22 protein-coding genes are annotated in these 23,291 nt (G+C 52.1%); all 22 read right to left on the reverse strand.

Features of this window, described 5'->3' with window-relative positions:
• Positions 1-84: 84 nt before the first annotated feature.
• The 22 genes from CHC02_RS11170 to rfaH all read right to left on the reverse strand — a co-directional run bounded on the left by CHC02_RS11170 (position 85) and on the right by rfaH (position 23,213).
• Positions 85-762, reverse strand: a complete 678-nt coding sequence (locus CHC02_RS11170; RefSeq protein WP_089391540.1) for a DUF4197 domain-containing protein — start codon at positions 760-762, stop codon at positions 85-87.
• A gap of 112 nt (positions 763-874) precedes the next feature.
• Complete coding sequence (locus CHC02_RS11175; RefSeq protein ID WP_089391541.1) at positions 875-1,279, reverse strand: YbaY family lipoprotein; 405 nt, start codon at positions 1,277-1,279, stop codon at positions 875-877.
• 130 nt (positions 1,280-1,409) lie between these two features.
• Positions 1,410-3,494, reverse strand: a complete 2,085-nt coding sequence (locus CHC02_RS11180; RefSeq protein ID WP_089391542.1) for a YjbH domain-containing protein — start codon at positions 3,492-3,494, stop codon at positions 1,410-1,412.
• Positions 3,491-4,258: a capsule biosynthesis GfcC family protein gene (locus tag CHC02_RS11185; protein ID WP_089391543.1), complete on the reverse strand. Its 768-nt coding sequence runs from the start codon at positions 4,256-4,258 to the stop codon at positions 3,491-3,493. The genes CHC02_RS11180 and CHC02_RS11185 overlap by 4 nt, the downstream gene beginning before the upstream one ends.
• Positions 4,255-4,914, reverse strand: coding sequence for a YjbF family lipoprotein (locus tag CHC02_RS11190; protein WP_089391544.1), 660 nt, complete (start codon positions 4,912-4,914; stop codon positions 4,255-4,257). The genes CHC02_RS11185 and CHC02_RS11190 overlap by 4 nt, the downstream gene beginning before the upstream one ends.
• Positions 4,915-4,938: 24 nt before the next feature.
• Complete coding sequence (locus CHC02_RS11195; RefSeq protein WP_089391545.1) at positions 4,939-6,045, reverse strand: polysaccharide biosynthesis/export family protein; 1,107 nt, start codon at positions 6,043-6,045, stop codon at positions 4,939-4,941.
• A 139-nt stretch (positions 6,046-6,184) separates the two neighbouring features.
• Complete coding sequence (locus tag CHC02_RS11200) at positions 6,185-6,457, reverse strand: hypothetical protein (protein ID WP_089391546.1); 273 nt, start codon at positions 6,455-6,457, stop codon at positions 6,185-6,187.
• A gap of 181 nt (positions 6,458-6,638) precedes the next feature.
• On the reverse strand, positions 6,639-8,054 hold the full coding sequence (locus tag CHC02_RS11205; protein WP_089391547.1) for an undecaprenyl-phosphate glucose phosphotransferase: 1,416 nt from the start codon (positions 8,052-8,054) through the stop codon (positions 6,639-6,641).
• 38 nt (positions 8,055-8,092) lie between these two features.
• Positions 8,093-9,112: an NAD-dependent epimerase/dehydratase family protein gene (locus CHC02_RS11210; protein ID WP_089391548.1), complete on the reverse strand. Its 1,020-nt coding sequence runs from the start codon at positions 9,110-9,112 to the stop codon at positions 8,093-8,095.
• 64 nt (positions 9,113-9,176) lie between these two features.
• Positions 9,177-10,586 (reverse strand): mannose-1-phosphate guanylyltransferase/mannose-6-phosphate isomerase, encoded by a 1,410-nt coding sequence (locus tag CHC02_RS11215; RefSeq protein WP_089391549.1) that lies wholly within the window; start codon positions 10,584-10,586, stop codon positions 9,177-9,179.
• A gap of 74 nt (positions 10,587-10,660) precedes the next feature.
• A complete protein-coding gene (locus CHC02_RS11220) occupies positions 10,661-11,761 on the reverse strand; it encodes a glycosyltransferase (RefSeq protein ID WP_089391550.1) in 1,101 nt (366 codons plus the stop codon).
• Positions 11,762-11,853: 92 nt separating this feature from the next.
• The gene (locus CHC02_RS11225) at positions 11,854-13,002 is read right to left on the reverse strand and encodes a glycosyltransferase (RefSeq protein WP_089391593.1); all 1,149 of its coding nucleotides are present in this window, start codon (positions 13,000-13,002) and stop codon (positions 11,854-11,856) included.
• Positions 12,999-14,279: an O-antigen ligase family protein gene (locus tag CHC02_RS29900; RefSeq protein WP_139210180.1), complete on the reverse strand. Its 1,281-nt coding sequence runs from the start codon at positions 14,277-14,279 to the stop codon at positions 12,999-13,001. The genes CHC02_RS11225 and CHC02_RS29900 overlap by 4 nt, the downstream gene beginning before the upstream one ends.
• Positions 14,227-15,591, reverse strand: a complete 1,365-nt coding sequence (locus tag CHC02_RS29905; RefSeq protein WP_139210181.1) for a hypothetical protein — start codon at positions 15,589-15,591, stop codon at positions 14,227-14,229. The genes CHC02_RS29900 and CHC02_RS29905 overlap by 53 nt, the downstream gene beginning before the upstream one ends.
• A gap of 30 nt (positions 15,592-15,621) precedes the next feature.
• Positions 15,622-16,677, reverse strand: a complete 1,056-nt coding sequence (gene pseI, locus CHC02_RS11230; RefSeq protein ID WP_089391551.1) for a pseudaminic acid synthase — start codon at positions 16,675-16,677, stop codon at positions 15,622-15,624.
• Positions 16,678-17,187 (reverse strand): UDP-4-amino-4,6-dideoxy-N-acetyl-beta-L-altrosamine N-acetyltransferase, encoded by a 510-nt coding sequence (gene pseH / locus CHC02_RS11235; protein WP_089391552.1) that lies wholly within the window; start codon positions 17,185-17,187, stop codon positions 16,678-16,680.
• Between the two features lie 12 nt (positions 17,188-17,199).
• A complete protein-coding gene (gene pseG / locus CHC02_RS11240; RefSeq protein WP_089391553.1) occupies positions 17,200-18,282 on the reverse strand; it encodes a UDP-2,4-diacetamido-2,4,6-trideoxy-beta-L-altropyranose hydrolase in 1,083 nt (360 codons plus the stop codon).
• Positions 18,282-18,983 (reverse strand): pseudaminic acid cytidylyltransferase, encoded by a 702-nt coding sequence (gene pseF, locus CHC02_RS11245; RefSeq protein ID WP_089391554.1) that lies wholly within the window; start codon positions 18,981-18,983, stop codon positions 18,282-18,284. Before pseF ends, pseG begins: the two co-directional genes overlap by 1 nt.
• A complete protein-coding gene (gene pseC / locus CHC02_RS11250) occupies positions 18,980-20,140 on the reverse strand; it encodes a UDP-4-amino-4,6-dideoxy-N-acetyl-beta-L-altrosamine transaminase (RefSeq protein ID WP_089391555.1) in 1,161 nt (386 codons plus the stop codon). Before pseC ends, pseF begins: the two co-directional genes overlap by 4 nt.
• Positions 20,140-21,138, reverse strand: a complete 999-nt coding sequence (pseB, locus tag CHC02_RS11255) for a UDP-N-acetylglucosamine 4,6-dehydratase (inverting) (protein ID WP_089391556.1) — start codon at positions 21,136-21,138, stop codon at positions 20,140-20,142. The genes pseC and pseB overlap by 1 nt, the downstream gene beginning before the upstream one ends.
• A 15-nt stretch (positions 21,139-21,153) precedes the next feature.
• Complete coding sequence (locus tag CHC02_RS11260; protein ID WP_089391557.1) at positions 21,154-22,425, reverse strand: lipopolysaccharide biosynthesis protein; 1,272 nt, start codon at positions 22,423-22,425, stop codon at positions 21,154-21,156.
• Positions 22,426-22,712: 287 nt separating this feature from the next.
• Complete coding sequence (gene rfaH / locus CHC02_RS11265; protein WP_089391558.1) at positions 22,713-23,213, reverse strand: transcription/translation regulatory transformer protein RfaH; 501 nt, start codon at positions 23,211-23,213, stop codon at positions 22,713-22,715.
• Positions 23,214-23,291 lie beyond the last annotated feature (78 nt).

The raw sequence follows: 23,291 nt of genomic DNA on the forward strand, positions 1-23,291 counted from the left end.
TGCGGGAGAGGGCCGGGGTGAGGGCGCGAAGCCACCCGATACGACGATGCAACCGGGAAACACCCTTCGCGAGTTCCGCAGGCCTCAGAGCGCCCCGAAAACCTTCTTCGCCAGACTGGTAGCCGCCCCCGCCGGATTCTCGCGAATCCCCTTCTCCTGCTGGGCAATCACCTTGAACAGCCCATCCAGCGCCTGCTCGGTAACGTAGCCCTCGACGTTCGCATCCTTGGCATCGACCACGCCGAAGGCCGCGGCCTGGCTGGCGAAGGCGTTGTACTGCTTGGCCAGGCCGACCTTGTCGGTGGCCTGCTTGACGATCGGCAGGAAGCGCTGGCGCAGCTGTTCGCGGCTGCTGCGCTCCAGGTACTGGGTGGCGGAATCGTCGGCGCCGGCGAGGATGCCCTTGGCGTCCTGCACGGTCATTTTCTTCACCGCATCCACCAGCAGCGCCTGGGCCTGCGGCACGGCGGCCTCGGCGGCCTGGTTCATGCTGGCTTCCAACTGGTCGACCTGGGCGCCCATGCCGAACTGCTTCATCACCTTGGCGGCCTTGCCCAGCTTGCCCGGCAGCTCGATGCGCACGGCGGGGTCGTCATTGAAGCCGCCGGGCTTGCCCAACTGCTTGACGGCGATCTGCGCGCCCTGGCTCAGGGCATCCTTGAGGCCGCCGCTGGCGTCGGCCTGGCTGAGGTTGGCGAGGGACAGGGCGAAGGCATTGGCGGACAGCAGGGCGCCGGCCAGCAGGGCGGTGAAACGCAGCATCGGGATTCCTTGTGGGGCGGGGCGGAACCTTCGCCGAGGGCCTCGGCGAAGGACGAAGGGACAAGCTTAGCGAGCCCGCGCCGGCAACGGAACCCGGCCGCGGGAGGACGGATCAGCGCACCGCGTCGACGCGGATGCGCAGCGGCTGCGGATCGCTGCCGTCGAGCTTGACGCCATGGCGCTCGGTGCTGATGAACAGCAGCCTGCCGGCATTCTCGATGCGCGCGCTGACCGCATAGCTGTGGCCAGGCTTGACCTGCTGCGGGTCGTAATCGAGCTTGAAGGCAACCGGCACCTGCTGGCCGCCGGGCAGCGTCTGCGAGGCCAGCTCCACGGCCGGCGCATCGGCCAGGGAAACATCCTGCAGGCTCACCGAAACCTGCGCACCCGGCGGCAGCGCGATGCGCTGCAGGTAGAACACCTCGCCACTGAGCGAAGCATGCTGCGAAGGCGAGTTGGAAGCGCAGGCGGCGAGCACGCCGGCCATGAGCAGGAGGGGGAGGGCGGTGAGCTTCATCGGCGGATTCCTTCCGGATATAACGGACGTCATCCGACACAGCTTAGGCGCAAAGGTTGCGAGGGGGGTTGTAAACGCAGGTTTCGCTGATTTGCGGCAAACAGCCCCGCCGTTGCGGCGGGGCTGGGGCTCACTCGGTGATCTTGCTGAAGCTGCCGTCGAACATGTCGACGTTGCGCCCGTCGGTGAGGGTATACAGCGAGTAGCTGCGGCCCAGGCGCGCACCACCGTCACGGGTCAGCGGGGCCCAGGCCAGGTTGGCGCGGCGCATGGTCGAGCTGCTCATGATCTCGTCGAACGGGATCGACACGTAGATGCCCTTGTCGAAGCTACCTTCGCCGTATTCTTCCTTGGAGGCGGTGGTGAGGGTCACCCAGCCGCCGAAGCGCACGCCGTTGCTGAACTCGCGGGACAGGTCGATGGTGGTGCCCCAGTCGCGGGCCAGGTAGCGGCCCACGCTGACGGCGGCCAGCACGTCCTGGAAGTCGGTCTTCAGGTAGCCGGTGACGTGGCCGGTGAGCACCTTGTAGTCGCGCAGGCCGAAGTCCTGCTCGAAGTCACGCTGGCGCACGTAGTTGAGGTCGCCACCGATGGCCCAGCGCTCGTTGAGCGGGCGATACAGCAGCTCGCCACCGACGCCGGCGAACATCGACTCCAGGTAGCCGCCGTAGACCATGCCGTACATGTCCTCGTCCAGGCGCTTGACCTTGTTCAGCTGGAAGGTCGGCATGGTCACGTCCGAGGTGGTCCAGTACTCGCGCAGGTAGGTGCGCACGCGCGGCAGGTTGCTGGGCGCGTCGTACTTGAACTTGTCGAAGTTGTTCAGCAGGTTGGCGCTGAGCGAGCCGCTCCACCAGGTATCCGGGGTGAAGCGGTATTCGCCGTTCAGGTCGGCGGAGAACTGGTAGAGCAGGAAGCCGTCAGGGCCGCCGACGTTCTGCTTGTAGCCCAGGCCGAGGCCGTAGCTGAATGGATCCGGCTTCTGCGTATAGAGCACCTTTTCCTGGTGCGGCAGCGGCCAGTTGCTCTCGGTGCCGCGGCGCAGGTCGTCCAGCGGACGGTCGTTGTTCACCACCTCGCGGAAGGTCTCGCGCGGCACGCTGGTCTCGGTGATCGGCAGGTCGTAGCGCTTGTCCACGACGGTGAAGTACTTGATGTCGTCATCCACGCTGTTGTCGAGGATGCGCGCCGCGCGCCCCACCGCCTTGGGCGGGTAGAGGTAGCGGGTCTGCTCGCCGTAGACGACGATTTCCTTGTCGCGCTGGGCGATGCGCTCGACCTTGTAGCCGGCGTTGTTCTGCAGGCGCCTGGACACGTTCGCCCAGTCGACCTGGTCCGGATGCAGGTCCGGCGCCTTGGCCGGCAGCGGCTCGGCCGGCGGGTCGAAGGTCTTGGCCGGCGCCGAGCGGGAAGCGAAATTGGTGTGCAGGGTGATGCCGAACATGGCGGTGTTGCCACGTTCCCAGCCGGCGGTCAGGTCTACTGAGTCGCTGGCCTTGAAGACGAGGCCCAGGTTGATGGGGGAGCTTTGGTCCTGGTTGTTGTCCTGGGGTTCGCTCTTGTAGTCGTTGCCGTCGTATTCCAGTTTTACCGACAGACGATCCCAGGGCGTTTGCCAGAGTACGCCACCGAACAATGACGGCGAGCCGCGGAAGTAGGAACTGGTACTGAAGTCACCGGTACCGGTGGCTTCCGGACGGGTGTCGTACTTGTCGTCGATCCAGCCCAGTGGGTTGTCGAAGTCGCCCCGATTGCCCAAGTAGCCCCAGGCTACGCCCAGGCTCAGGTCGAAGTTGCCGAAGCGTTTGTTGCCAACGAAGTATTCGCTGGAGAACAGGCCGGTACCACCGATGTCCTGCGCACCCAGGGCCACTTCCGGCAACCAGCGGCTTTCCTGGAGCAGGCGGAGCTTGGCGTCGACCGCCTTGTCCTTGTAGCTCTGGTCGCCGCTGAGGCTTTCCGGGCCATAGTCGCGGTTGCTGATGGAGGTATAGCGGAACGAGGTTTCCAGCCAGTCGAAAGGCTGCAGCGAAAAGCTGTAGCGTGAATAAGGGTCGACGCGGTTGGCGGTAATAGCGACCTCGCCTGCTTTGGCCATGCGTGCACTAGGCGTTTGCAGCAAGCCCATCACGCCGAAGTCGTTGCGGCTGTGGTAAGGCTCCGCGTGGGCCATGGTCCATGGCAGCAGCAGGCAGAGGGAATAGCGGAGCTTCATTGCGCCACCTCGGACAACGGTTGGGTGGCGATGAATTGGGCCATTTCTTCATTCAGCTGCGGGACGGGGCTATCCGGCCCGGCCGCCTTGATCGGTACCAGGATGGTCGCACCCGGCGCAGCGGGCTGGCTGTCCTGGAGGTTCCACAGGGCGATGCCGAGGTGACTGACCTGGCCGTCCGGCTGGATCAGATAGACATAGTCGGGATCGGCTTCCGGCAGCGACGGGCACGCAGCGGAATAGTCCCGTGCCTGTTGCATCGGCACATAGGCCAGGTAGCAGTCGGCCGCCACGGCTCCCAGCACACGGACCGCACTTGGCCGGGTGGGGAAAATGAAAATGTCGCCAGGTGACACCAGGCTGTTCTGCGCCGGGGTGACTTCCACCTCGACGGGGTCCATCAGGTGCAGGCGCCGACCACTGACCGGCTGGCTGGCGACCTGGTCGTAGAGGCGCTTGGCCAGGCTGGAAAGCGCGGGTTGATCGTCCAGCAGGGCTTTCTGTTGCAGCATGGACAGGTCGAACAGAATGCCGGCCTTCAGGCGTTTCTGCTCCGGCAGCAGCTTCGGCTGCAGCCACGCGGCACCCAGCCAATAGCCCTCGGCATTGACCTGGGTGGCACGGAAGACGTCGGCGAGGCGGGTCGTCGGGGTGATAGCCACGGGGCCGGGCTTGGCCGCATCGCCGCGAACTTCGACGGAGTCGCCGGCCATGGCGGGGCCGACCAGCAGCAGGCTAATCAGGGCGAGAAGGCGAATGCTCATTTGCCTGCCCCCCGATATGGGCGCAGTTGGGTGATCGCAACCTGCAGATCGGGTGTGACCTGTTGCAGGCTTTGCATCACGAAGCCGTCCCTGGGGTCGACCCAGTATTTGTTGGTGGCGCTGAAGCCCAGCAGGGGCGCGCGGATGTCTTCATCGACGCGCAGCAGGTCGTAGTCGCGCTCGAGAATACTTACGCGCTCCAGGCCAACCTTGTGAAAGCTGCTCTGCACGGGAATACCCAGGCGATAACCGCTCGCCAGGTCGATCCAGCGCTCGCTGCGCTGCCCATCCGCCAGCTTGTGCAGGCCGGTATGGAAGGGCGAGTCGGTACCCAGACGCGTGCCGGCGAGGTTGTCGCCAAAGCCGGTGGTGCGTACCACCAGGCCGTCACGCATCATCAGCACCTGGCGGGTAGAGGCGAGCCAGTACTGCAGGTCGCCCTGCTGGCGCACCAGCGCCATCACGGCTTCGCCGCCCTGGGTCTGCAGCTTGATCTGGTAGTAGGGCACCGCATCCACCTGGGCCTGGGTCAGCTCAAGCGGCTTCGGGCCCTGGGTGGCTGCGCGCAGGGTGTCCCACGACGCCTGCATCAGAGGGTTGCAGGCGGATAGCGACAAGGCCGCCCCGGCCAGGGCGGCGAATTGGAGGAGTTTCACGTCGGTTGACCTGAGTTCGGTGGTTTATTCGTCGTTCAGGTCGTTCTTGATGTTGGCACCAGTACCAAGAATGGTGGTAGATGGCACCAACTGGCTGATGAAGCGGTTCCAGCGGGTAACGCCAGCCGGGCCGACATAGACCACATCCTGCGGCTCCAGGTTGAAGCGCTGGGCGAGGATGAAAGCGGTAGGCGATTGGGCGTCCAGTTGGAAGACCTTGGCGGGTTCGCGCTCCAGGTCTTCGACGCCGCGAATCACATAGACGGCCTTGCCGTTGGAGCTGGCCTGGTTCAGGCCGCCGACACTGCCCAAGGCATCGGCCAGGTTCAGGTACTTGGTCTTGTAGGTGATAGCGCGCGGACTGTTCACCTCGCCCATCAGGTAGACCTTCTTGCGGTCGTTGTAGGGCAGGTAGATCTGGTCGCCGTCCTTCAGGTAGACGCTATACAGCTGGCTTTGCTGTTGGTCGTTGAGCGCGTCGAGGTTGAGCTTGTACTCGCGGCCAGCGCGCTTGAGGACCATGTTGGAGAGGTCGGCGGAACCGGTACTGACACCTGCGGTACTGACCGCTTCCATCAGGCTGAGCGGGGTAGCGGTGATGGCCTGCGGGCCGGCTTTGCCGAAGGCGCCGCTGAGGATCACCTTCTGGCTGGAAAAGCGCATGATCGCCAGGTCAACTTGCGGGCTTTCCACATACTGGGATAGGCGGCTGGAAATTTCCGAGCGCACTTCCTCGATGGTTCGACCTGCGACTTTGACTGTGCCGATATAGGGATAGAACAAGGTGCCGTCAGGGCGAACCAGACGACCGTTGGCGTCAATCTGCTGTTGTTGGCCGGAAGGCGCAGTCAGTTCTGGGTGGTCCCAGACGGTGATGTAGAGAACATCAGTTGGCCCGATCTGGTAGTCCTGCGGATGGTAGGCCAGCAACTCGGCCGGCACCTGGCTCCCAGTCTCCGTCGCGGCGTTCACCGCCAGCAGCTTGGGGGTGATCTGCACCAGCTCGACGCGGCTGCTCTCGGCGGAGTCATCGCGAACGATGCGGCTGGTGTCCATATTCTGGCCAGGGGCGAACATGCAGCCCTGGAGCGAAAGAGCGGCGACAACGGCAACGGATAAAGAGCGGATCATGGGAAAGAACTACGCAGCAAGCCGAGACGGCAACACCCTGAAGACCGGGAGCCGTGAACGGAATTGATAGGAAACGGAATGAGGTAAACCCTGCCGCCGCTATGACGTGGCGGCAGGGTTCAGCGGCTACAGACTGATATCAGTGAGTGCCGGTGGTACCAGTGGTACCGGTGGTGCCAGTAGTTCCCGGAGTGCCGTCATGGCCACCACCGCCACCGCTGTTGGAAGCGGCAACGCCGGCTGCCACTACGGCAGCACCGATACCGATGGCGCCACCTACGGTGACACCGCCGGCAACCGGGGTAGACAGGGTCAGCGGCTCGGAAGAAGCCGGCGCGTCGGCCGGTGCTTCCGCCGCCAGCAGCGACGTGCTCAGGGTCGCCAGGGCGGCGAACGTCAGCAGTTTTTTCACGTTAAGACTCCTTGTGGGGTCGTTCCTTCAGTAAAGAAGGAAGGTTAAGGCTGGCACGAAGCCAGTGCAAGCAGAAAAGCCCGGCACCATTGCAGACATTGAATCCTGCCAAGCCTTCGGCTTTCCAGGATCCACGGTTTGGTTAATGGGGAGTTCCGGAACTCTTCAGCCTTCTGTTCTCTCAATAGGCGTTCTTGTGAATAAATCCCTTAAACACTGTGAGAAAAACGATTTTCAGGTCCCACCACAGGGACCAATTGTGGATATAGGCAAGGTCGTGTTCGACGCGCTTCTGCATCTTGTCCAGCGTGTCAGTTTCACCGCGCCAGCCATTAATCTGCGCCCAGCCGGTGATCCCCGGCTTGACCTTGTGACGTAGCATGTAGCTGCTAATCTGGCCGCGGTATTGTTCGTTGTGCGCTACGGCGTGCGGACGCGGACCGACGATGGACATGTCGCCCAAGAGCACATTGATGAATTGCGGCAGTTCGTCGAGTGAGGTTCGGCGAAGGAAGGCGCCAACAGAGGTGATGCGGTTGTCCCCTCGGGTGGCTTGCACTATGTCGGAGCCGTTCTCCATGACCCGCATGCTGCGGAACTTCCATACCTCGATGGGGCGGCCGTCGATGCCGTAGCGCTTTTGGCGGAAGAACACCGGGCCGGGGGAATTGAGCTTCACGGCGGCGGAGATCAGCAGCATCGGTACGGCAATCAGGCAGAGGATTAGCATCGACAGGATGATGTCTTCCAAGCGCTTGACCACGGTATTTGCTCCAGTCATTGGGCTATCGAAGATGCTGATTGTGGGTACGCCGTTGATGTTTTGGCTGCGTGCATGCAGCAATTCAAAGACAAATATGTCGGGAACAATGTAGACCGAGGCGGTGGTATCGCTGAGCTGGTTCACCAGCCACTTGATACGTGCCTCGCTGCGCATCGGTAGTGTGATGTAGACGCGATCAATGTCACCCGCACGGGCTTGCTCGACCAGCGCCTCCAGTCCGCCCGAAATGGGCAGTTTGATTTGGCTCTTGCCTAAACGAACCGGCTCGCGGTGCTTGTCATCGAAGAAACCGAGCAGATCTAGACCCATCCAGGGAGCGCCAGCGATGTTAGCGGCCAAGCGCTGGCCTAAGGGGCCGGCACCAGCGATGGCCACCGAGCGGGTGTTGAAGCCGCGACGGCGCAGAGCATGCAGGCCAATGCGTAGGAGAACGCGATAGCCGCATAGTCCAGCCAAGACTAGCGAGAACCACTGGAGCAGAGCCGAATCGCTCAGAAGAGGGGGGGCGGCCATGAAGTAGTCCGCCATGAATACACCAACAAAGCTAACTGCCCACACTCCTCCTACCTTGCGGAGTTCTTCGCGGATTCGTTCGCCCCGCCATGACGCATACAACTGCCCGAAGTCACCAAGCAGATAAAAAATCACTAGTGCCAGCAACGAGGCGATAATTGGGGCACTTTCCGTTGGGTTGTCATTTGCAATGATCACGACACCCATTCCAGCGCAGATCACGAACAGGTCGAGCAATTTTTGCAATACGGAAATAGTGGCTTGATGGGGGCGAAGAATTCCACGGTCCATGCCATTCATCTTTGATTTCCTCTGGAACTCGATTCTGCTATCAGAAATTAGTACCACTCCTCGGGAGCAGAGGATTTCCAATCAGTAAATGCTGACTTCAGATCATACTGATAGGGATAACCCTGTTCGACTAGGCGGCCGGGATGAATATTGTTGGAGCGCACCAGCTTGCGGATGCGAACCGGGCTGAAGGGGTGCTGAATACCGAGAGGACGAGCAACCAGGTCGATACCATATGCAGCAGCTAGGAGCAGTGGATACGGAATCGCTGGTATCTTGCGTTTTATGTTTGCAACCTGGCAAACAGTATCGACATAGTCTTGGATCGAAGGGCCAGGATTCATCGACATGTTGAACAGGGAGAAGTGTTCTCCTTGGGCCTTTTGCCTTTCCAGCATCCACCACATGGCCGAGCATAGTTCTTTCACATAGGTACCCGCCTTTCGGGTATCACGATTTCCCATGTAGAAGAAATAACGATGGATCACCGCTTTGATCAGACGAGATACATTCCCTCCTTCGCCTGGTCCGAACACCACGCCGGGCCGTACGATGACGAGATGACGCCTTTCCATGTCAGCTGCTAACCAGGTCTGATGCATCTTTTCTGCGACCAACTTCGAACCACCATAGGCAGTTACTGGAGCAGGAAGAGAGCACTCATCTTTCTGCTCTTCACTTGGGCCATAAGGCGAGATTGAACTGGTGAAGATGATTTCATTGCAACGTACTTGTTCAGCCCAATCACAGACGTGTTGCGCACCAAGCAGGTTGGTTTCGTAGTATTCGATATCCTCATGCCCTGGTTCGCGATGCACGGCCGCGAAGTTTGCGATGAGTGTTACTGGTTCAGTCGGTACCCAGTTGATGGGATGACGAACGTCGCCATGAATTTCGACGATTCCATCAGACTCTCGCACCAGCCGGGTGCGATAGGCAAAAGGTTTTTCCGCGACCTGTTCCTTGTCGAACAAATACACCTTTTCAACGGATCCTGTGGAGAGCAATTGCTTGGCGAAAAAAACGCCAATAAAGCCGGAGCCTCCGAAGATGACAGCGCTACGCATTGGGAACCTGCGGGAGTGATGGGAGCTATGCGGCTCGCATTAAGTAATGACTGGGAGCTTTGGATCAGGCTCGCCCGTATTTATCTTCGAAGCGGACGATATCGTCTTCACCTAGGTAGGAACCGGATTGCACTTCGATAAGTTCCAAGGGGATCACTCCGGGGTTTTCAAGAGCATGAACCTGGCCAATCGGGATATAAGTAGACTGGTTTTCAGTCACTAGATAGGTTTCATTACCGTTGGTAACTTTCGCCGTGCCGCTGACTACTATCCAGTGTTCAGCGCGATGATGATGCATTTGTACGGAGAGCTTGGCGCCCGGCTGTACGGTTATACGCTTGACTTGGTAGCGATGGCCGCTATCGATCGAGTCATATACGCCCCAGGGGCGATACACCTCGCGATGGTTGATGTGCTCGCTGCGGCCGTCACGCTTTATCCGCTCGACGATGTTTTTTACTTCCTGAACTTTGTCCTTGTGTGCGACGAGCACCGCATCCTTGGTCTCAACGATCACCAAGTCTTCGACACCCACGGTTGCCACGAGACGACTGTCGGCGTAAACGTATGTGCCGCGCGTATTCTGTCCGAGAACATCACCTTTGAAAACGTTGTTATCACTATCTTTTGCGCTGACATCCCATAATGCAGACCAAGAACCAATGTCACTCCAACCCGCATCTAATGGCACCATGACCGCATCGGAAGTCTTTTCCATAACCGCATAATCAATCGAGTCTTCTGGACAGGCGAGGAATGCATCGCAGTCGATACGTGTGAAGTGCAAGTCTTGCTGACCGCCCTCGATAGCTTTGCGACAGGCCTCTAGAATATCCGGTTGAAAACGCTGGAGCTCTTCCAAATAGCGGCCCGCTCGAAACATGAACATACCGCTGTTCCAACAGTAGTTGCCACTCGCAACGTAATCGCATGCGACCGAGAGATCTGGTTTTTCAACAAAGCGGCTGACCGTATAAACATCTGGAGCCAACCTGTCACCTTTCTCGATATATCCGTAACCTGACTCCGGATGTCTTGGGACGATACCAAACGTGACCAGCTTACCTGCGATGGCAAGAGGGAGAGCAGTGAGGATTCCTGTTTGGAAAGCGTCGATATCATGAATTAGGTGATCTGCGGCCAATACAAGCATAATTGGATCAATGGCTTCACTTACGATCTGCAGAGCAGCCAGGGCTATCGCGGGGGCTGTATTGCGGCCTGCGGGCTCAAGCAAGATACGAGTGTTTTCCATTCCTATTTGCCGCATCTGCTCTGCAGCGAGGAAACGATGTTGCTCATTACAGATCAGGAGAGGCTGGCTGGTATCCAGCCCTTTCAGGCGTTGGATAGTGGCTTGCAGCATGGTGAGCTGGGCATCGGCCAAGGGAAGGAACTGCTTAGGGTTTAATTGCCGAGAAAGCGGCCAGAGCCGGGAACCAGCTCCACCGGCCATGATGACGGGGAGTATCATCTGTATAGTCCTTTAGTCCCATAACTCATTGTTAGTATGGGCGAGTATTTTTATATTGTCTTGACAGGAAGGGTTCAGGTTGTGGCCAAGGCCTTGTCAATAAAGTCTTTGACGCGCTGTTGGAATTTTCTTTTCTCGAAGGTTTTTGCATGCTGATGCAGTTCGGCCGAGGCGAATTCAAAATTTCCTGCTTCAAATTGACGCACTGCCTGGACTAATGCATCAATGCTCTGCTCATGGAAAAGAACACCCGTTTTTCCATGGACTACCGTATCCAAGGCACCACCTTTACCGTAAGCAATAACTGGTGCGCCGGCAGCCATTGCTTCGACGGGGACGATGCCAAAGTCTTCCAAGCCTGGAAATACTAAACCACGACAACGCTGAAGTAGATCTTTGATAATTGGGAACGACTGACGTCCCATCAACGTGATATTAGAATTAGCTATCTCTTTCAACGTGTTGAATAATTCGCCTTCTCCCACCACTATCAAAGGTAAGCCCAACTTATTGAAGGCCTCTACGGCCAAGTCGGCGCGTTTATATGCCACAAGTTGACCCAGGCAGAGATAAAAGTCGCCTCGTTCCTCGGAATAGCTGAACTCAGATACGTTTACTGGTGGGTAGATAACTTCAGCCTGCCTACGATAGAACTTCTGGATGCGTGATGCGACGAATCTTGAATTCGCAATGAAGTGATCCACCCTGTCTGCTGAAAGTTTATCCCACATTCGTAACCAATGAGCTATAGCTGGGAACAGCATGCGTATGAGTCGCCCTGTCCCCGAGAGATATTCATGGTACATGTCCCAGACATAGCGCATGGGAGAGTGGCAGTAACAAACATGCAACGCGTCGGGACGAGTAATGACACCTTTTGCCGGTCCAGACTCGCTGCTGATGATTAGGTCATACTCGGTGAGATTTAATTGCTCCAAGGCAAGTGGCATGAGCGGTAAGTACTTCTGATAATGTTTACGGGCACCAGGGAGTCGCGAAATAAATGTCGTCTTGATCTGCCCTTTGAAGTTGCTCGGTAACGTTTTGCGCACCAGATCTTCATCGCAGACATGAATGAATATATCTGCTTCTGGGTAAATTTCGGCAATGGCGGAGCAAACTGCCTCGCCGCCTCGGTTACTGAGCCACCAATAGTGAACTATTGCGACTTTCATTTATATCCTTGATGAGTGTGAGGCGCGAATTGAAGTGTGATGGCTTGGTGGTTTTCTATGGGACTTTATCTAAATATTTTGAACTTGGAAAATTACGCCTTTGATGAAGTGGTTTGCTCTATATAGTGTGAAATTCTTTGGGCTGCATAGTGCTCTTTAATAAAATTCTGTGCTGCCTGTAGATGCTGATAGGCCTCTTGCTTTTGAGTCAATAGCCGAATTGTTGTATTTATAAAATTTTCTGGTGTATCCGAAATAAAAATATGATGTTTAGGGGAAAGTCCGGTACCTTCATTTCCAACGGTTGTCGTGATAACGGGGATTCCTGAAGCTAGAGCGTTAATATTTTTTATTTTTACTCCTGCTCCGTGGAATATTGGGGACACAAAAAGTGAACATTTATTATATAGAGACTCTAGCATCTCGTCTGAAGCGTTAGGGTAGATTTCTATATTTTTGTAATTTTTAAGCCAAGTGATCTCATGGTCACGAGTATTTCCTGCTATGTGAAGTCTGTAGTTAGGTAAACTACTTTCTATGGTTGGATGTACCTTTTCCAGATACCAGCGAAGGCCAAATATATTGTTTGGCATAAAAAGAGAGCCAATGTAAAGAACATCTTCCCCTTGTGGGAAGGTAGTACGCTCTAAAATACCATCTACATCGACTGGTGTTGGAAGCCAATACTCTTTATTTCCGTGGATTTGATTCTCTTTTTTCGATATGTAGAGTTTTTTTATGTTTTTGTAAGTTTCTCTCTTCTCTTGGATGTAAAATTTTATTGATTCTGAAAGGTAAAATATTTTTCTCCAAGTGGTGTCCGCTTTGAATAAGTTATAAAAATATTTGCTTTCAATGTTATGACTTCTAAGCAGGGGGGTTTTGCAGTTAATTCTAGGGTTGTCTAGAATGGGAAAAACATAGTCTCCCTCAAGAATCATTATGTCATACTGGTCTCGTAAGGGGGTTAGATCTTTTAGAGATGCTCTAGATTTTCCTTGAAATGGAGTTAGGGAAAGTGTAGCGCTAATGCCAGTGTTTCTAGGTGAGACCAGTATTCCATGACAATATTTTTTTAGCTCTTTGTTTGTCTCCGTGGTAAGTTCATTGCCTGTTATAATTATGTCTATATTTTCTCTTCCGTATGTTTTTGAAATCACTTTTAACCGTTCAAATATGTCTACGCGACCTCCATGATTTGCTGGGTACGGAGAATCGCCAGCAACAATAAGTATTTTCATGATTTATTATTGTCCTGAGAGAGATTAATTGTGATGGAAATCAATATAAATGCTGGATAAAAGCCTATACCGGTACTCCAGAATGAGAGCGAAGAAATAATAAAGAAAAATCCAGGTATAAGGTGTGACTTTCTGTTTCTGAGTATATTCGAAATTATTTTTCGGGTTTTTAGTAAAAGGAAGAAAACGAAAGGGATTCCGAAGTATATTATAGAGTCTGATAGGAATGATTTTGTGCTAATGGATTTTGTTGTTTGCTGTGTGGTATATCCAATAACCTCTGAGTAATCTAGATATGGAAGATATGGTCTGGCTAGGCGGATCACATAAGGGATAGATGATAGGTATTCATTCAAATAGGCACCAAAACCTACGCCGAATGGATTGTGTAATGCTATATATATCCCACTCATGAATCCAATGGTTCGTGTTGCTGTAGATGTATAATTATCCATATCGATTGATATTCTTCCCAAGATGTAGGGGAGAATGTAGGATATGGCAATATAACTAGTGATGAGAATCAGTGCTGATGTAATTACTATGTATTTTTTGCTCTTTGCTTGTATGGTAAGTAGTATATAAAAACCAGCGACATACAATACAATTCCAGCTTTCGATTGGCTGTAAATCAGAAGTAGTGCGCCAATTAAAGAGGCAATGACTTTGTTGATAGTTCTTGGATCAAGGGAAAAGATTATTAGGGCTAGAGATCCAGAAATAAAAGCAAAATGACTTGCTTCCATTGTAAGCCCCCTTGGGCGGCCTTCACTGCTCCCTTCGTAATTAAGAAAACTAATATCCGAAAGAGTTGGTAGCGTTGACGCCACGCATAAAAGTAACCCGCCCCATGCTCCAAGCTTTAAAATAGAGTAATTTCGATTTTTTGTTAACACTAGAGATGTACTAAGAGTGTAAAAAATGAGTATTTTTATTGCTTTTAGTAATGTTGTTTCATCTTTTGTTTGTTGTGGAGTGAATAGCAGGTATAAAGTTGATATCACAATGACGTAGGTTATAATTATTGCTGTTTCGCGTCTTATTATTCCCTTGCTTAGGCTTCTATACGAAATAAATAAAAATAATAGACCTACAAAGGGGGCTGAGGCTGACGCGCCAAATATTCCTAGTGAAGTTGCTTGTAAAGAAAGGTTGGCAATTGGTGATAATAATAATATAAGGGCCGAAAGAATGTCTTCTGGATATACTTTTGTTTTGGGTTTTTTATTGTATGCGTGCTGAGGGTATAATTTCTCTGCCGACTGTAAGAATTGCATCAGATACTTTCTCGATGTTGTGGCTTGTTATACATTTCGGATTTGATATCGGATCGGATATTATGCCCTCGAAGCTATTTCTTAGTATCCAGTTCTTGAATTCATGGGATTTACTCTCTGATTCCTTTATATGTTCAATTAGCTCTGGGATATCACTATTTCTAAGATCTTCTAGTGTCAGTTTCTTACAAAGACCTAGTTTGTTGAAAAATGTATCAGCGAATGTGGCGCTAGGAATCCCCTTCATAGCTGCTTCGTAAGCTACAGTACCAGATACAGTTATGACTAACTGAGCGTTCTCAATAATGTTTAGTGAGCTCTCGTTCTCATCAATCAAGACTATCGCGGGGTCTCTAAGTAAACGAGTGAAGAAGAAGATACTTCTATCCCCGATTGCATTCGTATGCTCTTTTATTAAAAGTTTCCAGTTATCTGGTAGCGATCTTGATATATTGGTTATATTGACCTCTTGATCTTCATAGTACCGACCTATAACATCGATAGATGCTTCGGGTTGTTTGTGAAGGGTTAATAGAACATATTTTTCGTTTCTTATGCTTTCATCGAATTTCTTTCTAGGTATAAATCTATATAATTCCTTGTTTAATTCTTCCTTTATTCTTTTTGTTAGTGTTCTTAAGTGTGAGGTCGTAAGGGTTGGATCATTAAAGTCTTTCTTCCAGCGTGTTATAAAATTATATAGCTTCTTGGCTCGATGATTAAAGGTTCTGGATTTTTTAAGGAGAGTATTGTTTAATTGTAGATAGTCTGGTGCTGAGACTTTGATTTCAGTTGGTGTTGTATGAATTGAGGTTTCTTTTTCTATTTCAAATATTTTTGACTGGAATTCATCTGTAAAGAAGGCAAATCTGTCAGACGGTATTCGAATGGTGTGAGGGTTCAAAAACTTTGCGTTTAATTCTTCTCTGCTTTTTATAATTCTAAGTATAAGTATTTCATGAGCCCAAGTGATTTCTCCGATGACAAGATTTATTTCTTTTTGTTTTATAAAATTATATATAGGGGACTGAATTTTTTTTAGATAGTTAATTCCCCAGTTTTCATATTTTAAGCAGCGATCTCCATGTACTAGCTCTTTTATTTTAAAGTCATCTATAGGAAGATTCTCTGTGTCGAGTAAGGACTTGTCTATGAGGAGTATATTTTCTTTGGGAGAGTTTTTCTCTAGCTCAACAGCTTGTTGTTTATTTGCCGATATCCAGAATATTTCTATTCCATTTTTTTTTAGTTGCTCTGATATTTTGTAAAAGAATAGTGTCTTTTGATAGTTTGCAATAAAGCAGACTTTCATTTGGCTAAAACTCTGTCCGTGTCGGTTGGGTTATTCGTAATCGCCAGGTAATACTGGTGTATTGGGTAGAGTTTTCTTTTTCACAGATTTCCCAACTACCTCTTTCATATACTTGGGCGCAAGTCCATAACCAGGTCGAACACTTCTGACTGAGTCGGCTGTTATCATATCACCTGCTTCTAAATTTTTTACAAAATATAGAGATCTCCGGAATTTGACATTATCAATCTCGCTTGATTTTCGGCCATAATCAATCCTTCCCAAAGAAGACCAAGAAATTTTGGTATTCTTGCAAAGTTCTTTAAGTTCGCTAGGCTCCAGAGAAAAGCTATCATCTGGTCCACCATTGTTTCGGTTGAGGGTAAAGTGCTTTTCAATAATGGATCCGCCTAGGGCAACACTTGTAATGGCGGTGATATTGTCTAGAGTGTGATCTGAAAGGCCTGTGACTAATCCAAAGCGATTTTTCATGTCAACTAAGGTCTGAAGATTGTAGTCTTCTGGGGGGGCTGGATATCCACTTACGCAATGCAGTATTGCTAGCTCCTTGCAGCCACCATCTCTTGCTGCCTGAATAGCTTCTTCAATTTCCTCAGCATCAGCCATGCCGGTAGAAATGATCATTGGCTTGCCTGTGCCCGCCACATACTTTATTAGTGGCAAGTCTACTGCTTCGAAGGAGGCTATTTTGTATGCGGGCGCATTAAGGCTTTCCAGTAAATCAACTGCTGTATTATCAAAGGGCGAGCTAAAGATGGTGATTCCTAGTTTTTGTGCATATTCAAATAGCGGTTGATGCCATTCCCATGGCATATGAGCCTCTTGATAGAGCTGATAGAGCGTTTTTCCACCCCATAACCCTCCATGGATTTTAAATTCGTCTGCGTCACTATCCAAAGTAATTGTGTCGGCCGTATAGGTCTGAAGCTTTATTGCGTCTGCTCCAGCCTTGTGTGCTTCTTCTATGATTTTTAATGCAGTTTCCAGCTTTCCATTGTGATTCGCGGATAGTTCTGCAATAACGTAAGGAGGGCAGTCCTCAGCAATACGACGCCCGGCAATACTGATATTGGGAATAGCTTTCATTTAATGGCTTCCTTGTGTTTGCCGCCACTCGTCTGCAAACAATCCAAAACAGTAGATGTCGTGATAGTTCACGCCATCGAAGTGCTGCTTTCGAAGGATTCCTTCATTTTGAAATCCGAGATTGTTATGAAGTTTTATTGACGCATAATTGTAAGAAAGTACTTGGGCGTAAACTTTTTGAAGTTTAATTTCTTCAAATGCATATTGTAGTGCGCATAGGGCCATCTTTGTCCCTGTGCCTTTAGTCGCGTCAGGCGCTACATAGAATCCCCATTCTACGATAGCTCCCTTTGATCGTTGGGTATAGTTCATATACCCAACGGGCTTTGCTCGCTGCTCAAATATAAGCAAAGTTTGTGCTGGGTCTTCGATAGCACGACGGAACCACTGGGTATGCTCTGACATCTCGATAATGTTCTGATTGAACATGTATCGATTGATTGAGGGGGTATTCCGCCAATTTAAAGTTAAAGGTAAATCAGCCTCGGTTAGTTTTCGAAGACGCTCCATGGAGAACTCCGTTTATTTCATCATTGCTTCTATTGCGCGTTGTGTGCCAATGCCGTCGACAAAGACAGTTGCGTTCTTCGAGGCTCGTGTAAGCTCTTCAGGGGAGTGAAGATTTTCCACATATATCGGTAGAAGGGCAGGAATCTGTTCAATGGAGGGAATCAGAAATGCTGCACCCGCTTCGTGCAAGCGCTGGCCAATCAAGCGTTGATTTTCAGCTAGTATCAACATGATAGTGGGTAGCCCTAGGCAGCAGCGTTCCCAGCTTGTGGACCCTGCAGCGCCAATTGCAATATCCGCATCGCTCATTAGGCTGGCCATATCTGGAGTATTGACCAGCAGTTGAGTGAAGCATTGCATCAGTTCTACTTGGTGGCAGACATCTGATAGCCATGGAGCGTTAGCTCCCATGACGACCTGTATTTGCCAATTAGGATCGACAATAGAACCCAGCACCTGCAAAACCATCCCAGTTGCATTGGAGGCGTCGACGCCCCCCATGCTGATAAGAATCTTACTCAAAGAGCGATTCTTTCTGCTTGCTAGGCTTCGGGCACGTAATTCACTGAACTTCGGCCGCAAAAGGGCATAACTTGGTCCCAGAAGTAAACGGCAGGCATCAGGGATAAGTCCGTGATAATCCTCAGAGGTTCGTCCCAGGCTTTGGTCAAGAAGTAGATCGCAATAATGGCTTCTGTCGGCGAGATCATCCAGTGCCATCAGGCGGTTGCAGTGCCTTGAGACCTCCTGTTCCCAGCGTTTTTCCAAGGCATAGTGATCGACCACAAGCCAGTCTGGCTGTACAGTTTCGAGCACAGCGGCAGTCTGTTCAGCGTCTTCGTACCAAGGCGCTCCTAGCCATCCAGCGTGTACTGGAACAAATGGATCATCCAGCATATTCCGGGCAATGAACGGAAGCACATGAAGACTATGCCCTCGCTCTAAGACGAAATTGTTCAAATGACCTGGATGTTCGCGGCAGATAAAATGACAGTGAGCTCCTTGGGCTTTTAATGCATCCGCCAATGTAAGACAGCGCATCAAGTGTCCAGAGCCCATTTTTAGCGAGGCATCGGTACGAAAGACAATATTCATCAGGGGGAGCTCGTCTCGGCCTGCAAGGATTTAAACATCCACTCGGCTCGATACCAGTCCTCCTGTGTATCGATATCCTGTACCCGATGGCTAGGAAGTAATATGACTTTGGAGGTGTTGCTGAAGATTATTCGTTCGTTTAGCCAGGCATTCGCTCGACCCCAGTAGAACTGGCCTGCGTCATGATAGGCCTCTTCTAAGTCCTGGGAGCGAGTTTTGAAATGATCAGGGTTGAGCATTTCTACTCGGCCGTTAGAGTCCAAACGAATCGCTCGCTGGATTGGGAAGGGATAGGTTGTGGCAGAAAATACATATTCGACTTTCTGTCGCTCCAATATCTCCAATCCCTTGTTCAGGTCTATTGGGCTTATAAACGGCGCTGTTGCATAGATACAGCAAACTTTATCCGGAAACAGTCCGTGTTGTTGATGCCATTTAATGGCGTGCTGGATCACTGGAGTCGTGCCGGTATAGTCATCAGATAATTCATTAGGACGCATGAAAGGAGTTTCTGCGCCATACTGAACTGATATCCGAGCAATTTGGGGATCATCGGTCGAAACTACTATCTTATCGAAGCATTTACTTCGAATGGCCGCTTCGATCGACCAGGCAATCATTGGCTTTCCGCAGAATTGTTTAATATTCTTGCCTGGAATCCGCTTGCTGCCTCCGCGGGCAGGGATCACCGCTAGCTTCATGCTCCGACTGCCTGACGTAGAGCCGCAACGACTTGATCCTGCTGCTCTTCGCTCAAAGTCTGGTACATCGGCAGGCTGATCGCTTCCCGATAGTACTGCTCGGCTTCCGGATAGTCGCCAAACTTGAAACCCAGTTCGCGATAGTAAGGTTGGGTGTGGACCGGGATGTAATGCAGGTTCACGCCGATTCCGGCGTCCCTGAGCTTCTCGAAGGTCTTCCGATGGCTTTGGGAGCACTCTTCGAGCTTCAGCCGAATGACATAGAGGTGCAGTCCGGAGTAGCTATCCGAATGCTGCCATGGTGTGACTACCGGCAGATCCGCCAGCAATTCGTCATAGCGGCGAGCCAGGTCATGTCGACGAGCGACGTAGCCGTCGAGACGTTGCATCTGGGATACCCCCAGGGCTGCTTGTAATTCGGTCATCCGATAGTTGAAGCCCAGATCGATCTGCTGGTAGTACCAGGGGCCATCGGCTTCGTGTGTCATCTGCGAGGGATCGCGAGTGATACCGTGGCTACGCAGCAAGGCCATGCGTTGCGCAAGCTGCGCATCGTTCGTGAGCGCCATTCCACCTTCGGCTGTGGTGATGATTTTCACCGGATGGAAGCTGAATACGGTGATATCGCTGTAGCGACCATTGCCGATGAACTCGCCGCGGTACTTGCCGCCGATAGCGTGGGACGCGTCTTCGATCACTTTGAAACCGTAGCGCTGCGCCAACTTGTGGATTGCCGCCATGTCGCAAGGCTGGCCGCATAAATGCACAGCAACCACAATCTTCGGCAATTTACCCGCGGCTTCGGCTTGATCGAGTTTCCTGGCGAGCGCCTTGGGGCAAAGGTTGTAAGTTCTGGGGTCGATATCTACAAAATCGACCTGAGCCCCGCAATACAGGGCGCAGTTTGCCGAGGCAACGAAGGTTATAGGAGACGTCCAGAGAACATCGCCATCACCCAGCCCCAGAGCCAGGCACGCAATATGGAGCGCGGAGGTCGCGCTGTTGACTGCCAACGCGTGCTGGGCGCCTACATGCTGGGCCACGCTTTGTTCAAAGCGCGGCACCATCGGGCCTTGGGTCAGAAAGTCAGAGCGCAGGACTTCGATTACCGAATCAATGTCTGCCTGGGTTATCTCCTGACGGCCATAGGGAATCATTAGATACTCCCGATCTTATCGAAGTTGCGGTCGATCCAAGCGCTGAGAGCTTCGTCGCTCATCCATTCGGAGTTGTTGTCACTGGCATAGACGAAACCTTCGGGCACCTTCTTGCCGTTCTTGATACGCTTCTCGCAAGTCGCCCAGTTATTGATCGTTGGTAGGATCTTGAAGTGCTCGGGATATTCGTAGGTGTAATAGGCGTCTTCAGCGCTGATCATCTGCTCATGCAGCTTTTCGCCGGGACGGATGCCGATGACTTCCTGGGTCGCCTCCGGAGCGACCACTCGGGCCAGGTCGGTGACTTTCATTGACGGAATCTTCTTCACGTAGATTTCGCCGCCTTCCATATCTTCGAAGGCATGCCAGACTAGCTCGACACCTTCCTCCAGCGAAATCATGAAGCGAGTCATGCGCTCGTCGGTGATAGGCAGGACACCTTTGTCCTTGATGGACATGAAGAACGGGATTACCGAGCCGCGTGATCCCATTACGTTGCCATAGCGGACGACAGAGAACCGGCTGTCATGAGCTCCAGAATAGGAGTTGCCAGCAACGAATAGCTTGTCCGAAGCCAGTTTGGTTGCGCCATACAGATTGATGGGGCTGCTGGCCTTGTCGGTCGAAAGTGCCACCACGCGCTTCACTCCTTTATCGATGCAGGCATCGATCAGGTTCATGGCACCCATGACATTGGTCTTTACGCATTCGAAAGGGTTGTATTCCGCTGTGGGAACGATTTTCGTGGCCGCGGCATGGACAACGTAATCGACACCATCCAGAGCACGGTAGAGGCGCTCTTTGTCACGGACGTCCCCAATGAAGAAGCGAACGCGGTTGTCACCTTGGAATTTCTTGGCCATTTCCCATTGTTTCATCTCATCGCGGGAGAAGACGATGATTTTCTTGGGATTGTACTTGGCTAGAGTCATCGGTACGAAGGTATTGCCGAAAGAACCGGTACCGCCAGTGACGAGAATGGTTTTGTTTTGGAGCATTTATGTATCCTTGGCTTATGCCTTAGCTGTGTTCGAAGCGTTTTGGGAGGAAATTTCGTATCTGAGGAGGAATAATGAAGCCGACTTCCAGAGCAGTATGAAAAGGAAAGTTCCGCATACTGATATGGGAACGGCTAATGTTGCTGAGTAGTTTGAACTCAACCAGGCGCTCGCCGTGAACAGAGGTAGGGAAAGTAGATGGCTATAAATTATCGATCTGTCATACCCCATTGCATATAGTGCATAGTGAGGAATCATCCCGACGCCATAGAGTGTCGTGGCTAGCAAAGTCCAGGGGAAAATGGATTGATAGGTGATGTAGAGATCTTTTCCCAGCCAATGGAGCAATGGTTCGATAGCCAGTAATGCTATGCCGAAGAATAGGGCGCTTACGATTGTGGTCTGCCCTGCCAGCTTTGCCAGCTCTGCTCGGAACTTCGGGATGTCACGGGAATGCCAAGCCTTGATCAGTTCAGGGTAAACAAACGAGAAAACACCTGCATCGAGGAACGACATCAGGGCATTGCCTATGCTGATGAAAAGCACATAAGCGCCAAGCACTTCAAACCCGGACAGAGACTGGACCCAGTAACGGTCCAGAGTCAGTACCCCCCGAATGGCCAGGGTCGCAACCAGCAGAGCGCTGGATACTTTCAGACCTCGCAAGATCCATTGCCAATCGACTTTTGCCGACCAACCACTCAACCCGGCCCTGAACAGTATGAAAACACCTAGCAGGAGTGCGAATGTGGCACCGATGCACCAAGCTGCGAGAATGAAATCCAGCGTGCGTAGATCTTTTGAAAAAGACATGGCCGCAACGGCCAAAATTGGCCAAATACCTTGCCGAAGGAATAGGATAATGCTCGCCGCAAGTTGCTCGGAGACTGCGATGAGCAGGCGGCCAAGCTCCTGAGTTAAGTGCTCAAGGACGACTAGAGTAAAGAACCAGGCGGCATACTTCCAAGGAAGAAGTCCTTTGATAAAAACAATGCTCAGGAGAGGCAGGGCGATGATGTAGAGGACCAGGAAGATACTGGCTTGGTTCTTGAGTATGGAGCCTCTTTGACTTTTGGGAACCTTCAATATTTCTCGAGTGGAGAAGGTGTAGAAGTCGAACCCCAGTATATAAAGTGAATAACCTATGGTTGCACTGAGCAAACCAAACAGCCCTAGCTCTGCGGGCGATAATAGGCGCGCGAGGAAAAAAACCAGTAAAAATTTGCTGGCAAGTGTCGAGCCGCGAAGCCCCACGTTGCACAAACGCTTGAGTTTTTCGTTCAGCATTGACATCTCAGCGGATTTTGCGCATAGGTCCGATTGTGAATCAGAGGGATTTGGCACGCTACCGCCCCAGGATTTTTGGTCAATTTCCTGAGGACTCTGTATATCGGTATGTAACGGCAATCGGGCCGGGCTTGCGCCTGAATACCAGTGAGATAGAGAGCTATCTCTTTAGGATTTGAAAATACGACTAATTTCTGATCTGGTTTTCTGTTCAGAGGTTCCCGGTGAATAAATAAAAATGTTGATGGTTTGCATTAGATAAACTTGCTGCTCGAACATCTAACCGCTCAGATGATAGACTTTTCGATTCGAGAAAGTGGCACAGTGATTGTCACTTCGCGCTGAAGCAGCTTGAGTAGAAGAAGGACCCTTCCTTCCCCGTCGTTTTCTAGAAATATGGCGTCCAGGTGCGACAAGCCAGGATCGTTGATCGATACTCGCTCACCTGGAGTGAGAGCGGGCGTGATGATCGTTCTGGGCTGACGCAACGAGTCGATGATGTCTTCCGGAACAGGCGTCGGGCGACCACCAAAGCTGACTATTTGGTTCACTCCGCGAGTAGAGCGAATAGGCAGCCAGTTATCTTCTACCCTATCTAGATGAATGAAGAGATAACCTGGGAAGAGTGGCTCGGAGTGCTGCTGCAAACATCCCTGATGCAGTCGCTCCAGTTGGAGTAATGGAAGAAGGCACTGATATCCTTGGCGCTCCAGATTTTCTTGGGCGCGCAAGGCCTGGCGCGGCTTGCATTGGACCAGGTACCAGCGTTTTCCGGTTGCGTCCGGCATGATTCCCTCGTTGCAGGACTGACTGCTCCTGCGGCTTTCCGATGCCCGCTATGCGGACGGGTATATGGATAAGGCCTT

Source organism: Pseudomonas delhiensis, from assembly GCF_900187975.1.
Taxonomy (GTDB): domain Bacteria; phylum Pseudomonadota; class Gammaproteobacteria; order Pseudomonadales; family Pseudomonadaceae; genus Pseudomonas; species Pseudomonas delhiensis.